Source organism: Rhodococcus sp. H29-C3, assembly GCF_030063405.1.
Lineage (GTDB): Bacteria > Actinomycetota > Actinomycetes > Mycobacteriales > Mycobacteriaceae > Rhodococcoides.
In genome coordinates, this window is record NZ_JASITC010000004.1 from 1 (window position 1) to 15,566 (window position 15,566).

Consider the following 15,566-nt stretch of genomic DNA (forward strand, 5'->3'; position numbering starts at 1 on the left):
AGCGCCGGTGCATCCACAGGTGTGCTTGATCATCGCTTCGATGGCATAGTCGCCACTGTCGCTTCGATGGCGCGTCCACGCTATCTGATCGTATGAATGGACCATTCAAGCGATAAGTGGAGCGGCCGGAGCAACACTCACACTCACAGCGGCTTACGAGCCTTGACCCGACTCGGCCGCTTGCTTCGGGCTGGCGAGGACGGTGTGAACGGAACGGCCACGCAGTGTCACGCTGTCGCCGAGTTCCCAGAGCGACGCTTCTACCTCCGTGGCGTTGTCGACTGTTGCCTGCGATGCAAGGATCGCACCGGGAGCGTTCTTGGCGAGTTCGGACAATCTGGCAGCTTCGTTGACGGGGTCACCGATCACTGTGTATTCGAAGCGCGATTTCGCTCCGACGTTGCCGGCTACGGCACGGCCGGATGCAACGCCCACTGCTGCAGTGCATTCGGTGACTTCGTCGAGTAATCGAGTGCTGATTTTTCGGGCCGCCGCTAGTGCAGAACCGCAATGGTCGGGGAGTTCGCCGGGTGCACCGAAGATAGCGAGGGCGGCGTCGCCCTCGAACTTGTTGATGAAGCCACCGTGGTCGTCGACCTCGTCGACGACGACTGCGAAGAAGCGGTTGAGAAGGTCGACGACCTCTTTCGGGGGACTGGATGCGGCAAGCTCCGTCGAGCCGACCAGGTCTATGAAGAACACCGCGATGTCGCGCTCTTCACCGCCGAGCTCCGAGGTTTTGCTGAGAGCAGCTTCGGCGACTTCCTGTCCGACGTGGCGTCCGAAGAGGTCGCGAATCTTCTCACGCTCGCGGATTCCGTCTGCCATTCTGTTGAATCCGCTTTGTAACTCGCCTAACTCGGTGCCGTCGTATACAGCCAGATGGACGTCGAGGTTGCCGCGTTCGACTTCTGCCATCCCGGATCTGACGTTGCTGATGGGTGCGGTCGTCGCAAATCCTCCGAGAAGCGTCAGGAAGAACCCGAAGATCAGGGTGATTCCACCCAGCGCCAGGATCGCGACGGCCAATTGACCCGATTCGGTGTAGTACGGGCGGATGAAACTGAAGATCGCGATGATCATCAGCCCTGCTACCGGCACACCGGTTCCGAGGATCCAGGACAGGATCGATCGGCCCATCACTCCGGCGATCCGGATCCGACGTGGATCGCCTGCTTCGAGTGCGCGGGCGGCGGCGGGGCGCAACGCGAATTCGCTCAACAGGTAGCTGAAAGCGCAGACCACGGTTCCACCTGCGCCAATAGTGAATGCCACTTTGGGAATCGTTTGAGGATCGATGATGCCGTTGATAGTGGTGATCGGAATCAGTCCGACGGTCCACAGGAGGATCTGCAGTCCGGTCAACTGCCACGGCATCGACAACGTGTTGACCTGTTCTCGGCGTGTCGGCGGACGGCCCTCGACGGACCAACGGAGGTCTCGAAGTGCTCTGGTCGTGCCCCAGAGCACCCCGACGAAGAATGCCAAGAAGACGTAGACCGGAACAACTATGAAGTTGACCCACCAATATTTCTCGACGACGAGAACATCCGGCCCGGGAACGACGACAGTGACCAAAGTGACGACGATGACGGCGCCGATCAGATTGGCTCCGAGCAGGAACGTAGTGAGGAGCAGTTGAATGCGTATACGACGCCGACAGGGTGATTCGGATATGTCGCCGAGTAGGCGGGATCCGAGAGGCGCGACGGATCGTCTCGGTTGCGGCATGGTGGTCATAGAGTAGCGGGCGCTCTGGCTTAGGGTGGGCGAGTGCGTCTCGTAATTGCTCGTTGCCAAGTGGACTATGTCGGCCGCCTCACTGCCCATCTTCCCCCTGCTCGTCGTCTCCTTCTGGTGAAGTCCGACGGCTCGGTGAGTGTGCATGCGGACGATCGCGCGTACAAACCGTTGAACTGGATGAGCCCGCCGTGTTGGATGACCGAGACGACCGAGGGCGAGACGATCAAGTGGGTCGTGACGAACAAGGCCGGCGAGGAACTTCGAATCACGATCGACGGGGTCGAGCTCGACTCGAGTCATGAACTGGGTATCGATCCGGGCTTGGTGAAAGACGGGGTCGAGTCTCACCTTCAGGAGTTGCTCGCCGAGCATGTCGAGACACTCGGTACCGGCTACACGCTTGTGCGCCGCGAATACATGACGGCTATCGGTCCAGTTGATCTTCTTTGCCGGAATGCTGACGGTGGAACCGTAGCTGTGGAGATCAAGCGTCGTGGTGAGATCGATGGGGTCGAGCAGTTGACACGCTATCTGGAACTGTTGAATCGGGATCCGGTGCTGTCACCGGTGAGTGGAGTGTTCGCGGCGCAGGTGATCAAGCCGCAAGCCAAAACGCTGGCAGTCGACCGTGGAATCCGATGCGTGACGCTCGACTACGACGTGCTGCGCGGTACCGAAAGCACCGAGTTCCGTCTGTTCTGATTCGTATGCCGTCGCAGTTGCGCGAGCGCTTCTCTTACACTCATACTGTGCCTCGACGGAACCACGACCGCAAAGCGGTCCGCAAGAAAGCAGCAGGATCTCCGGATTCGCTTCTCGGCGGCGCCCGGGTAGAGGGCGGGCCGGCCGGATGGTCCGATGAGGAATTCACTTTTCGGACTGTGCCCGGGAACCGAGCTACGAAGACGTATCGTTGTCCAGGCTGCGATCACGAGGTGCGGCCGGGAGTCGCGCACGTGGTGGCGTGGCCGTCGGACGATCTGGGCGGCCCGGAGGACCGACGGCATTGGCACACGGGGTGTTGGTCTGGCCGGGGAACGAGAGGCCTGACCAGGCGCTGGTCGTAGCCAGCGCCCGGTGAATCAAGATGACGTGGAAGCCTTTTCCTTGCCGAGATCGACCACATCGTCCTTGGCCTTCGGGGAAGCGGCGGGCTCGGCTGCGTCGAGCAATTCGCTCTCCCGGTTGACCGACGCGAGCATTGCGGGCACGGAGTCGAGTTGGCCACGAATACCGAGTAGCTGGGCGAGCACTCGGCTGCGCAGCACTCGGAGTTCCTCGGCCAGTTCCTTCGAGTGTGCGATCCGTCGTTCGGCCTGTTCGGTCGCGGCCTGAAGTCGGCGAGTCGATTCCTTCGTGGCCTCTTCGATGCGGTGTGCAGCGTCGGCTTTGCTCGATGCTTCGAGGTCTTCGAGAGCCGCGAGGATCTTGGTGCGGCGATCGGCCATGGTGATCTCGAAGTCCTCTTGAACCTTGGCGCGCTTGGCCTCGGACTCGGCGGCGAGCTGATCGCGCTCGGACTGCGCTGCCTCCACCACGCGAGCCGCCTCGGTGCGTGCCTGAGCCATCGTCTGCTCGTGCTCGGTCTCGAGCGCGGAACGACGCTCCTCCAACTCGGCGACGAGTGTTTCGTGACGACCGCGTAGACGCGCGCTCTCTTGCTCGGCGACCGAGACCATCTCCTCGGACTCGGCGTGCGCTTTGGCCCGAACTTCGGAGGCCTCGTCGGATGCGAGTCTGAGCATCCGCGAGATCCGGTCACTCATCCCCTCTGCCGTAGTAGGAGGCACCGACAGTCGGTCGATGTCCTTGCGAAGTTCGTCGATCTCGTCCCGAGCGTCGTCCAGTTGTTTGGCCAGGTCGCGGGCTTGGGCTGCAGCGGCATCGCGATCGGCGGTAGTCAGCCGAAGCTCAGCGTCGAACCGTTCGAAGTAGTTGGTGACTTCGTCGCGATCGAATCCTTTTCGGACGAGAGAGAAAGGAAGTTGCACCCCGGTGCGATCTTGCTCGTTTGCCATGGCGGTCAACTTACCTTTGCCAGGTTTTCAGGGCCATACGGTGGGTCAATGAACTGATATCTCGGATGGTTCCACCAATTCGATGAGTACGCCACCTGCATCTTTCGGGTGAATGAAATTGATACGCGAATCTGCGGTGCCGCGACGAGGTGCGTCGTAGAGCAGTCGAACCCCACGACTGCGTAGTTCGTCGGAGATTTCCTCGATGCTGCTGACCCGGTAGGCCAGTTGTTGCAAGCCGGGTCCGCTACGGCCGATGAACTTGGCGATGGTTGACTCTTCGTTCAGCGGTGCGAGCAACTGAAGTGCGGCCGACGCCGAAGTGGCTCCGGGAAAGGACAGCATGGCCTCGCGGACGCCCTGCTCCTCGTTGACTTCTTCGTGTGTTGCCACCATTCCGAGATGTTCGGTGTACCAGGCGATGGCGACATCGAGGTCCGGCACAGCGATGCCGACGTGGTCGATAGCCGTCACCAGGTCGGATCGGAGTGGGGTACTCGTGGGAGACTGCGTGGTGGAGGTCATGCAGTCGACGTTAGCGTCAGCTGGATCGAATCGCTCACTGGGGCTGTTGTAGAGATCGACGACTCACTTTTCGTGCAATTGGTTGGAGGAACATTGTGACTACTTCTGTCATCATCGCCGGGGCTCGCACACCGGTAGGCAAGCTGTCCGGGGCGTTGAGGGATCTGTCCGGTTCGGACCTCGGCGGTATCGCGATAAAGGGTGCGCTCGAGAAGGCCGGTGTCGCCCCGGACCTCGTCGAGTACGTCATCATGGGCCAGGTTCTCACCGCAGGTGCAGGTCAGATCCCAGCTCGTCAGGCCGCTGCTGCCGCCGGTATTCCGATGGATGTTCCCGCGCTGACCATCAACAAGGTGTGCCTTTCCGGGGTCGACGCGATCGCCCTCGCTGATCAGCTGATCCGGGCGGGCGAGTTCGAGGTCGTCGTTGCCGGCGGTCAGGAGTCGATGACCCAGGCGCCGCATATGCTCGAAAAGTCTCGCGCGGGCTACAAGTACGGCGACGTGACCATGCGTGATCATCTGGCCTACGACGGCCTGTACGACATCTTCACCGATCAGGCGATGGGTGGACTTACCGAATCACGCAACGAAGGCCCCACTGCCAGCACGCGTGAGGAACAGGACGCGTTCGCGGCCGCATCTCATCAACGCGCGGCAGCGGCTTGGAAGAACGGGATCTTCGACGACGAGGTCGTTCCGGTCAGCATCCCGCAGCGCAAAGGTGACCCGATCGTGGTGTCCCAGGACGAAGGCATCCGCGCCGATACGACTACCGATACTCTCGCCAAGCTTCGCCCGGCGTTCAGTAAGACCGGCACGATCACCGCGGGCAATGCCTCGACCATCAACGACGGTGCCGCGGCCGTGATCGTCATGAGCCGTGACAAGGCAGAGAGTCTTGGGCTGAGGTGGATTGCCGAGATCGGCGCGCACGGCGTCGTCGCAGGTCCGGATTCTTCGCTGCAGAGCCAGCCCGCTCGGGCGATCGCCAAGGCGTGCGCCAAAGAGGGGATCGACCCGAAGGATCTCGATCTGATCGAGATCAACGAGGCTTTCGCTGCGGTCGGTATCGCCTCCACCCGTGAACTCGGCATCGACGATGCCAAGGTCAACGTCAATGGTGGAGCAATTGCTATCGGGCACCCCCTGGGAATGTCCGGTGCACGTATTGCGCTGCATCTCGCACTCGAGCTCGGACGCCGCGGCGGAGGAATCGGCGCGGCAGCATTGTGCGGTGGCGGCGGACAGGGCGATGCGCTGATCGTTCGGGTACCGAAGTCCTGACGTTCGGTCTGGTCTCACTTCGCGTTCGACGCTTCTGCTGGGGCGTCGAAGTGAGACCAGACCCACTACGCTCTGTCGTAGTCGATCGGGCACAATGGGGCGCATGCTGACCTTCTTCGATCTGAGCACCACGGCCAGGAGATTCCGTTTTTTCGCAGTCCTCGAGGCGTTTACGTGGCTGGGTCTGTTGGTTGGAATGGCCTTCAAGTGGCTGCCCGCGGACGGCAATGAGATCGGTGTCAAAATCTTCGGTCCGATCCACGGCGCGGTGTTCGTGATCTACGTCCTGATCTCGATCCTGACAGCACTCAAACTTCGCTGGGATATCAAGACCAGCGTGCTCGCGCTTCTTGCCAGCATTCCGCCGTTCGGGACCGTCGTGTTCGAGATTTGGGCCACGCGAACAGGCCGTCTCGCCGAGCTGAGCACGTCCGAACCTGCCCTGGCAAAGGGCGCCGGCACGCCCTCGTAGTTCCCGCGAGTACCAGCAGTAGTGAGTCTTCACCGTTAGTGACAAACTGTAGGGCGTGACTCGTCCCGGTTCTCGCTCTTCAGCCCGTCCGCCAACTGCCGTCCCGGCATCCATCGCAGGTGCCGTCGACCTCTCTGCTCTGAAGGATCGTCCGGCGCCGCCGCCTGCTGCTGGAAGCGACGACTCTTCAGCAGGACTGGCTCCTATCGTCGATGTGACGACTGCCAACTTCGAGGCGGAGGTCCTGCAGCGGTCCTCGCAGGTCCCGGTGATCGTAGATCTCGGGTCGGCTCGATCTCCGCAGTCTGCTGCGCTGACTCGGCAACTGGGCCAGCTGGCGCTCGAGGCGGGCGGGGCCTGGGTGCATGCGCGGGTGGATGTCGACAGCAACCCTCAGATCGCGCAAGCCTTCGGCGTCAAGGCCATTCCTACGGTCATCGCGGTAGCAGCTGGACAGCCGCTCGCTGATTTCGAAGGCTCGCAGCCCGATGAGCAGCTGCGGAAATGGCTCGAGGCTGTCGAGCAGGCGACGGCGGGCAAGCTCACCGGCCCGCTCAACGCGGGCGACGACGCCGGTGAGGATGAACCCGAGCCGGAGGATCCTCGTTTCGTCGCGGCCGAGGAGGCAATCGACGAGGGTGACTTCGTTGCTGCTGAAGCTGCGTATCAGGCGATCATCGACGCCGAGCCGTCGAACACGGAGGCGCTTGCTGCGCTTCGCCAGGTGCGCTTTCTCGCACGAGTCCAACACGTCGATGTCGACGCCGTGGAACGCGCAGACGCTACGCCGTCCGATGTGACGGCTCAGATCGAAGCTGCTGACGTCGAGCTGTCTCAGCAGAAACCAGAAGCTGCGTTCGCCCGACTCATTGCCGGCATCAAGAAGACGGCAGGTGACGAGCGCACGCAACTCAGGACGCGCCTACTCGAACTTTTCGAGCTGTTCGATGCTGCGGATCCGATCGTGGTGGCTGCACGTCGAAAGCTGGCTTCTGCCCTGTACTGATGTAGGGCACCGTGCTGGTCAGCGGTAGCGGGTGTTGCACTGCTCGCGTCCGCCCAGCACTCCCGACCGGAATGCGTCGACGCGAGAGAAGCCGCTGGGAAGCGTCACTCCATCGATGTCGCTGGCGGTCAATCCGTCGCTCAGCAGGCCGGAGACGGCCTCGTCGAGGTCGCCAGGGGAGAGCCACACTTCCAACTCCGAAGTGCTGGTTCTGTTCTCGGCGCTCAGTCCTGCGGTGATGACGCCGGCCAAGCAGGCCGATCGCAACGCAGTCTGCGGGTTGTCGAGCGGTTGGCCTGCCTCGTTCTGGACGGCAAGTGTGTATCGCGAAGCGAACAGCACATATGCGCTGTAGTCGCCGGATACGTTGAGGGGAATGACGTCTCCGCGCCGTGGACGCTCGGCGGTGCCGAACTCGGCGAGGGCGTCGACGTCCACGCCGATGGTGTTGGTCGAGGCGCAGTACGACACCGGCTCGGTCGAAGTGCCGTCCGGGCAATCGGTGTCCGACCCGTCGTAGGTGACAGTGGGTGGGTTCTGCAGTGTCAGCAGGCTTTCGAACGACCTGACGAATGCCTCCAGCGTCTCCACGGTAACCGGAAGCTCGCCGTCGTCGGCGGTGTTGCTGAACTGCTGGGGGAGATCCGCTCGGCGCGATTCGATTTCGGCTTCGTCGATCTCGGTACAGGCCGCCGCCCCGTCGGTGAATCCGATCTGAACTGCGGTGACACGTTCGAAGGCGGTGCCGTGGACCGAATCTGGATCGTTGGGATCCACGTCGCGGACAGCGACGGTCGCAGCGAGTACACCGTTGAGCCCGTCGGAGGTGTTGATGGTGAAATGTGCCGAATCCCCTTCGGCGACATGCCGAATGAAGGCACCAGCGAAGCAATCTGCCTGCTGCTCGGCGACGATCGTCGGGGTGTCCTCGCCGATCAGACCCGACTGATACTGCACGGCATGACCGTATTCGTGTGCGATGACCATGACGACCGACATCGGACCGAAAGCGTCGATCAATGCGGGCAACAAAATCGTTCGATCCCACCCGATGGTGTCGTCGCGAGAGCAGTACGCAGCGTTGGGAATCCCGCCTGTCCGGTCCCCGCAGAACCTGATGCCCTCGTCCTCGTCCTCGCCTGCGTCCCAGGAAATGAGTGCCGACACAGGGGTGAAGGTGCCTTTGAACAGTTCCGGATAGATCTGCGACCAGTACCGCTGGATGTCGTCTATGGCGTCAGTGGCGAGAATGTCCGAATCCGTGCCCTCGGCATTGAGCACCTCGAGCGTCGAATTCGGAGCTCCCGGACGTGGCCCGCTCGGCCCATCCGTGACCGGCAGACCAGCCACGGTGAATGGGTTGTCGTATATCGACACTGCCCGGCCGTCGACCGAGGAGCCACATCCACTCACTACCAACATCGTGATCACGGCGGTCATCCACAGTGTGTGTCGGGTACGACCGCCACTCATTCAACGCTCCAGTTTTATCCAAATCGCGCCATGGGCGGGAAGTGCCACCTCTGCAGACGACGGTCGACCATGCCACGAGTGCGATGTTGCGGTTACTTCTCCGAGATTGCCGATCCCCGAACCCCCGTAGGACTCTGCGTCCGTATTGAGGATCTCGATCCAGCGACCAGGCTCCGGTAGTCCGACACGATAGTCGCCGTGTACGACTCCGGAGAAGTTGAAGATACACGCGACTACAGATCCGTCCGCGCCATAGCGCAAGAAGCTGAGCACGTTGTTCTCGGTGTCGTTGGCATCGATCCACGAATACCCGCTGGGGGACGTGTCCAGAGTCCAGAGAGCAGAGTTCGCCCGGTAGACGGAGTTCAGATCGCTGACCAAGTTCAGTACCCCGCGGTGCAGACCGTCGTCGTTGTTGTCGTCGAGCTGGTACCAGTCGAGCCCGCGCTCCTCGGACCACTCACGGGTCTGACCGAATTCCTGACCCATGAAGAGCAACTGCTTGCCGGGGTGCGCCCACATGTACGCGAGCAGACCGCGCATCCCAGCAGCCTTCGTGAAGTTGTCCCCAGGCATGCGTGACCACAACGTGCCTTTGCCGTGGACGACTTCGTCGTGACTGATCGGCAAGAGGTAATTCTCACTCCACGCGTACACCAACGAGAACGTGATCTCGTGATGGTGAAAGCTGCGATGAATCGGATCGCGCCCGAGGAAGTCGAGCGTGTCGTGCATCCAGCCCATGTTCCACTTCATGTTGAAGCCGAGGCCACCGACACTGGTCGGTCGGGTGACGCCGGGCCACGCGGTGGACTCTTCGGCGACAGTGACGACGCCTCGGTGCTTCTTGTGCACTGTCGCGTTCATTTCCTGCAGAAACGACACGGCTTCGAGGTTCTCGCGGCCACCGTAGATGTTCGGCGTCCAGCCACCCTCGGGACGGGAGTAGTCGAGGTAGATCATGGAAGCGACAGCGTCGACGCGCAGTCCGTCGATGTGAAACTCGTCGAGCCAGTACAGCGCGTTGGCGACCAGAAAGTTTCGCACCTCGCGACGACCGAAGTCGAAGACCAACGTGCCCCAGTCGAGTTGCTCCCCGCGTTGAGGATCCCCGTGCTCGTAGAGCGGACCGCCGTCGAAATTGGCCAGTGCCCACTCGTCTTTTGGGAAGTGAGCGGGCACCCAGTCGACGAGGACGCCGATGCCTGCCTCGTGCAGGTGATCGACGAAGAAGCGAAAATCGTCGGGGCTGCCGAACCGTGAGGTCGGGGCGTAGTAGGACGTCACCTGGTAGCCCCACGATCCACCGAACGGGTGCTCGGCGACCGGCAACAACTCGACGTGGGTGAATCCGGTTTCGAGCATGTACTCGGCCAGTTGCACGGCCAATTGGCGATAGTCCAAGCCGGGACGCCAAGATGCCAAGTGGACTTCGTAGACGCTCATCGGTGCCCGAGTCGGCTCGATCTCCGCGCGTGCTGCGAGCCAGTCGTCGTCGGACCATTCGAACGTGGAGCCGGCGACGACCGATCCGGTGGCAGGTGGAATCTCGGTGGCGAAAGCCATCGGGTCGGCCTTGTCACGCACGACACCGTCGGAACCGTGGACGCGATACTTGTAGATGGTTCCAGGTCCGACATCAGGAACGAACAGCTCCCAGACACCGGTCGATCCGAGCGCACGCATGGGCCAACTCTGGCCCGACCACCCGTCGAAGCTTCCGACTACGGTCACGCCCGCGGCGGCCGGCGCCCATACTGCGAACGAGGTGCCGCTGACGTCGCCGTCCGGGGTGGTGTAATTCTGCTCGTGGGCACCGAGGATGTCCCACAGTCGCTCGTGCCTGCCCTCGCCGAACAGGTGCAGGTCCAGTTCTCCCAGCGTGGGGAGGAATCGGTAACCGTCGGCGGACTCGACGGTGGCTCCGCCGGGCCAGGTGACGACGAGTCGGTAGTCCATCAAATCGGTGAACGGTACGACGACGCTGAACACGCCATGCGCAACATGGGTCAACGGATGGTCGACGCCGCCGATGCGCGCGATAACCGACTCTGCGTTCGGCTCGAGCGCACGGATGGCCGTTCCGCCGGGCACTGGGTGCGCGCCGAGCACCGAGTGCGGATCGTAGTGTCTGCCTTGGGCGAGCAGTTCGAGATCATTGCTGCTCGGTGAGGCAATGTCGGTTGTCGTCGGCTTATCGGTCACGATTTTCCCACTCACTTCCGGTTGCCGCGGTATGCCAGTTCGAGCCGTGCCGGATACGGAATCGGCGGTAGCGCCAATATGTGCGCCACTGACTTCCACGGTTCCAATCTGACGAAGTTGGTCTGTCCCCAATTGAATTGCTGGCCACTGACTTCGTCGGTGACGGTGAGGCTGTCATGCCAGTCGTGTCCGAGCGCAGGCATGTCCAACCAGATGGTGCCTTCTTCCGGTCCGAACGGATCGAGGTTGATCACCACGAGTACCGAGTCGCCGGTGACCGGATCGAACTTCGAGTAGGCGATCAGCGCGTCGTTGTCGACATGATGAAAATGGATGTTGCGCAACTGTTGTAGGGCCGGATGCGCCCGTCTGATCGAATTCAGTGTCGCCAACCACGGCTCCAGTGATTCTCCTCGTGCCAGTGCGCCATCGAAGTCTCGGGGACGGAGTTGGTACTTTTCCGAATCGAGATACTCCTCGCTGCCTGGACGCACGGCTTGGTGCTCGAACAATTCGTAACCCGAGTACACACCCCACGTGGGCGACAGGGTGGCCGCCAGCGCAGCACGAAGCGCGAACATTCCGGGCCCGCCGGTCTGAAGGCTTTCGTGAAGGATGTCCGGGGTGTTGACGAACAGATTCGGCCGCGCATCGTCTGCGCGTCGGGCATGCTCCTCGGCGAACTCGGTGAGCTCCCACTTGGCAACCCGCCACGTGAAGTACGTGTAGGACTGCGTGAAGCCACGCTTGGCCAACCCGTACATCCGCGCAGGCCTGGTGAAAGCCTCGGCGAGGAACAGCACCTCCGGATGAGACTTCTTGATCTCGGCGATGAGCCATTCCCAGAAATCCGGCGGCTTGGTATGTGGATTGTCCACTCGGAAGATTTTGACTCCCAAGGCAATCCAATGTCGAGTGACGCGCAGAACCTCGTTGTAGATGCCGCGGCGATCGTTGTCGAAGTTGACCGGATAGATGTCCTGGTACTTCTTGGGGGGATTCTCCGCGTAGGCGATCGTGCCGTCGGGGAGGACTGTGAACCACTCCGGATGGGTCGCCGCCCACGGGTGGTCCGGGGCTGCCTGAAGCGCCAAATCGATAGCGACCTCGAGGTCGAGTGCCTCGGCTGCCTCCACGAACGCCCGAAAGTCGTCTTCCGTACCGAGCTCGGGATGGATCGCGTCGTGCCCGCCGTCTTTGGATCCGATGGCCCACGGTGAACCGACGTCGTGCGGCGCCGGGGTCAGCGTGTTGTTCGGGCCTTTCCGATTGATCTCCCCGATCGGATGGATCGGCGGAAGGTAGACGACATCGAATCCCATGCCGGCAATGCGGGGGAGTTGCTCGATAGATGTGGCGAACGTGCCGTGACGCGGTGTGCCATCTTCGTTCCATCCACCTGTCGACCGGGGAAAGAACTCGTACCAGGCGCCGTTGAGCGCGCGATTGCGGTCCACCCAGACGTTGATGGCGGGGGAGCGCGTCACCAGTTCGCGCAGCGGGTACTGGTGCAGAAGATCGGCCACTGCCGGTGTGAATGCCGAAGCGACGCGAGCCGGGAGCTGACGGTCGGTGTCGCGCAGCGCAGTGACGACGTCGGCAAGAAGCGCTCGTTCCTCGCTGGGCACACCTTTGGCAGCGCGCTCGAAAACCCGTGCACCGATTTCCAAGTCGTTGGCCAACTCGGTGGCGCTCTGACCCACACCGAGTTTGGCTTCGAGTGCATGCTTCCATGTCTCGACGGGATCGCTCCACGCCTCGATTCGGCAGATCCAGTAACCGGGGGCGCTCGGAGTGAAGAGTGCGTCGAACGTGTCGGGTTCGCTGCCCGGGGTCATGGTGATGCGTAGTGGGGTCCGGACTCCGGGGCCACGAACGGCGAGTGTTGCGGCCACCGCGTCGTGACCTTCTCGCCACACATCCGCCGAAACCGGAAATGCTTCGCCTACCACCGCTTTCGCGGGGTATTTTCCGGTGCTCGTGTCTGGAAGGACATTGTCGATACCGAGTCGACCTGTCACTTCACACTCCGTTCTTCGCTCCGTTCGGCCGTTCGCATCGGGTGCGACGGCCGACTAACTGATGGTCGGCGTGCTCTCGTGAACAACCGTAGTGCAGACGGCGACGCTGTGCCTGTGTCAGCGGCCTCCGTCAGCGATTTTCGGTCGTCCGTCGGGCGTTCCCCGCCAGTGGCACCGGCGGGTCCGTCCATGTGACGGACGAGGTGGGTAGGGTTCGATTCGTGAAAGCCTTGCGTCGGTTCACTGTCCGAGCCCACCTGCCCGAACGTCTGAATACCCTAGCGGAGCTTTCGACAAACCTCCGCTGGTCGTGGCACCCACCTACTCGACAACTCTTCGAGGAGATCGACCCTGCGCTCTGGGCCGAACTCGACCGCGATCCCATCGCTCTGCTCGGAGCGGTCGCGCCGAAGCGCCTGGAAGAACTTGCAGACGATCCGACTTTCGTCGACCGCCTTGCGGTAGTGTCCGGCGATCTGTCGGACTACCTGACTCGTCCACTCTGGTTCCAGAAGAAGCAGCGCACCGATTCTTCGCTGCCCACCGGCATCGGTTACTTCTCGATGGAGTTCGGTGTCAGCGAGGTCCTGCCCAACTACTCGGGCGGACTCGGCATCCTTGCGGGCGACCATCTCAAAGCTGCGTCCGACTTGGGTCTGCCGTTGATCGGAGTCGGCCTTCTCTACAGATCCGGATACTTCCGGCAGTCACTGACCGCCGACGGATGGCAGTCCGAGCGCTACCCATCGCTCGATCCGCAGGGCCTGCCCCTGCGTCTGCTCACCGACTCGTCCGATGCCCCGGTCCTCATTCACGTGTCGATGCCGGGAGAGCGAGTCCTGCGAGCTCGGGTATGGATCGCGCAGGTCGGACGCGTCCCATTGCTGTTGCTGGACTCCGATATCGCGGACAACGATCCGGAACTTCGAGGCGTGACCGATCGCCTGTACGGCGGAGACCAGGACCACCGCATCAAGCAGGAGATTCTGGCCGGAATCGGCGGGGTACGTGCCATTCGAGCGTATACGCACGCGCACGGCCTGCCGGACCCCGAGGTGTTCCACATGAACGAGGGGCACGCAGGGTTCCTCGGCGCCGAACGCATCCGCGAACTCGTCACCGGCGAAGGACTGGACTTCGACTCCGCCCTCGCATCGGTGCGAGCAGGAACCGTGTTCACCACCCACACGCCGGTGCCTGCCGGCATCGACCGGTTTCCGGCCGATCTGGTCCGGCACTACTTCGGCAGCGACGCCTCCGCCGACTCGGCCTTGCTGCCAGGTCTGCCGATGGACCGCATTCTGGCGCTGGGCGGTGAGCCCGATCGGTCGGTGTTCAACATGGCGCACATGGGCCTTCGCCTGGGCCAACGCGCCAACGGTGTCTCGAAGCTGCACGGGATCGTCAGCCGGGGCATGTTCAACGATCTGTGGCGTGGATTCGATGTATCGGAGGTACCGATCGGCTCGGTCACCAATGGTGTTCACGCACCCACCTGGGCCGCGCGCGAGTGGATGGAGCTGGCGAACGACACCGTCGGTGCCGATGCGCTGGAGGAAGCACGCGGCTGGGAACAGTTGCAGAACGTCCCGTCCGAAAAACTGTGGTCGACGCGAAACGATCTTCGGGGTCAACTCGTCGACGAAGTGCGCCGTCGGGTACATCGATCGTGTGTGGAGCGAGGCTCGACCGAGGCTGAACTTGGTTGGACGTCAGGGGTTTTCGATCCGAACGTGTTGACGGTCGGGTTCGCGAGGCGAGTGCCGACCTACAAGCGTCTGACATTGATGCTGCGCGAACCGGAACGGCTGAAGAGGCTGCTGCTCGATCCGGACCGTCCAGTGCAATTGGTCGTTGCCGGAAAGTCCCATCCCGCGGACGACGGTGGCAAGGCCCTCATCCAGCAGATAGTTCGGTTCGCCGATGCCGCAGATATTCGCCATCGCATCGTGTTCCTACCGGACTACGACATGTCAATGGCTCGATACCTCTACTGGGGCTGCGACGTCTGGCTCAACAACCCACTTCGCCCACTCGAAGCCTGCGGAACCTCGGGCATGAAGTCCGCATTGAACGGCGGTCTCAACCTGTCCATCCGCGACGGATGGTGGGACGAGATGTACGACGGCGAGAACGGTTGGGCCATACCGACCGCCGACGGGGTGACTGACGAGAGTCGCCGCGACGACCTCGAAGCCTCAGCGCTCTACGAGTTGCTGGAGCAGTCCGTGTTGCCCAAATTCTACGACCGCACCGACGGTGTGCCGACTCGCTGGATCGAGATGGTTCGCCACACCCTCGAGCATCTGGGGCCGAAGGTGCTGGCGTCGAGGATGGTTCGTGACTACACGCTCGGTTACTACGCACCGGCCGCGACCGCGGCGCGCACAGTCGACCGCGACGAGTACGCAGGCGCGAAGGATATCGCAGCGTATCGCCGACGGGTCGAGGATGCCTGGCATTCCGTCGAGGTCGTACAGGTCGACAGTGAAGGCCTGCCCGACACCCCTGTCATCGGCGCGAAGCTCACCTTGCGGGCGTACGTCCGGCTCGGCGGTCTTTCGCCGTTGGACGTCGTCGTTCAGGCGGTGCTCGGCCGGGTTACCGACGACGAGGATCTGACCGATACCCGAACGGTGGCTATGACGCATTCAGGAACGGATTCGCTCGGCGAGGTCTTCGAGACCGACACAGCTCTGCCGGTCAGCGGGGCAGTCGGTTACACCGTGCGAGTGCTGCCGCACCATCCACTGTTGGCCGGTGATGCCGAACTGGGTCTGGTGAAATCGCCGAATCCGTAACCCGCCTCGGTTCTGC

Annotated in this window: 12 protein-coding genes; 6 read left to right on the forward strand and 6 right to left on the reverse strand. The window is 62.3% G+C overall.

The window, feature by feature from the left end; all coding sequences use genetic code 11:
- Positions 1–153: 153 nt before the first annotated feature.
- Positions 154–1,731, reverse strand: a complete 1,578-nt coding sequence (locus QMK32_RS10195; protein WP_283474744.1) for an adenylate/guanylate cyclase domain-containing protein — start codon at positions 1,729–1,731, stop codon at positions 154–156.
- Between the two features lie 42 nt (positions 1,732–1,773).
- Here QMK32_RS10195 and nucS point away from each other — a divergent pair, with 42 nt between their 5' ends.
- On the forward strand, positions 1,774–2,445 hold the full coding sequence (gene nucS / locus QMK32_RS10200) for an endonuclease NucS (RefSeq protein WP_283474745.1): 672 nt from the start codon (positions 1,774–1,776) through the stop codon (positions 2,443–2,445).
- A gap of 47 nt (positions 2,446–2,492) precedes the next feature.
- The gene (locus tag QMK32_RS10205; protein WP_084345097.1) at positions 2,493–2,810 is read left to right on the forward strand and encodes an Rv1322 family protein; all 318 of its coding nucleotides are present in this window, start codon (positions 2,493–2,495) and stop codon (positions 2,808–2,810) included.
- 15 nt (positions 2,811–2,825) lie between these two features.
- Here QMK32_RS10205 and QMK32_RS10210 read toward each other — a convergent pair whose 3' ends face one another.
- Entirely contained in the window at positions 2,826–3,761 is a 936-nt protein-coding gene (locus QMK32_RS10210; protein ID WP_269306801.1) for a coiled-coil domain-containing protein, read from the reverse strand.
- 45 nt (positions 3,762–3,806) lie between these two features.
- Positions 3,807–4,286 (reverse strand): methylmalonyl-CoA epimerase, encoded by a 480-nt coding sequence (gene mce, locus QMK32_RS10215; RefSeq protein ID WP_269306803.1) that lies wholly within the window; start codon positions 4,284–4,286, stop codon positions 3,807–3,809.
- A 95-nt stretch (positions 4,287–4,381) separates the two neighbouring features.
- On the opposite strand from mce, the gene QMK32_RS10220 reads away from it, so the two are divergent.
- The 3 genes from QMK32_RS10220 (at position 4,382) to QMK32_RS10230 (ending at position 7,050) form a co-directional block, all read left to right on the forward strand.
- A complete protein-coding gene (locus tag QMK32_RS10220) occupies positions 4,382–5,572 on the forward strand; it encodes an acetyl-CoA C-acetyltransferase (protein ID WP_283474746.1) in 1,191 nt (396 codons plus the stop codon).
- Positions 5,573–5,675: 103 nt separating this feature from the next.
- Complete coding sequence (locus QMK32_RS10225; protein ID WP_283474747.1) at positions 5,676–6,044, forward strand: DUF3817 domain-containing protein; 369 nt, start codon at positions 5,676–5,678, stop codon at positions 6,042–6,044.
- 112 nt (positions 6,045–6,156) lie between these two features.
- Entirely contained in the window at positions 6,157–7,050 is an 894-nt protein-coding gene (locus QMK32_RS10230) for a tetratricopeptide repeat protein (RefSeq protein ID WP_283475323.1), read from the forward strand.
- An 18-nt stretch (positions 7,051–7,068) separates the two neighbouring features.
- On the opposite strand, the gene QMK32_RS10235 is transcribed toward QMK32_RS10230, so the two are convergent.
- From QMK32_RS10235 to QMK32_RS10245, 3 genes are read right to left on the reverse strand one after another with little or no spacing between them, the layout of a single operon-like run.
- On the reverse strand, positions 7,069–8,523 hold the full coding sequence (locus QMK32_RS10235) for a neutral zinc metallopeptidase (protein ID WP_283474748.1): 1,455 nt from the start codon (positions 8,521–8,523) through the stop codon (positions 7,069–7,071).
- The gene (gene glgB, locus QMK32_RS10240) at positions 8,524–10,728 is read right to left on the reverse strand and encodes a 1,4-alpha-glucan branching protein GlgB (RefSeq protein ID WP_283474749.1); all 2,205 of its coding nucleotides are present in this window, start codon (positions 10,726–10,728) and stop codon (positions 8,524–8,526) included. It abuts the gene before it with no gap.
- An 11-nt stretch (positions 10,729–10,739) separates the two neighbouring features.
- Positions 10,740–12,749, reverse strand: coding sequence for a maltotransferase domain-containing protein (locus QMK32_RS10245; protein ID WP_283474750.1), 2,010 nt, complete (start codon positions 12,747–12,749; stop codon positions 10,740–10,742).
- 221 nt (positions 12,750–12,970) lie between these two features.
- Here QMK32_RS10245 and glgP point away from each other — a divergent pair, with 221 nt between their 5' ends.
- The gene (glgP, locus tag QMK32_RS10250; protein ID WP_283474751.1) at positions 12,971–15,550 is read left to right on the forward strand and encodes an alpha-glucan family phosphorylase; all 2,580 of its coding nucleotides are present in this window, start codon (positions 12,971–12,973) and stop codon (positions 15,548–15,550) included.
- Positions 15,551–15,566 lie beyond the last annotated feature (16 nt).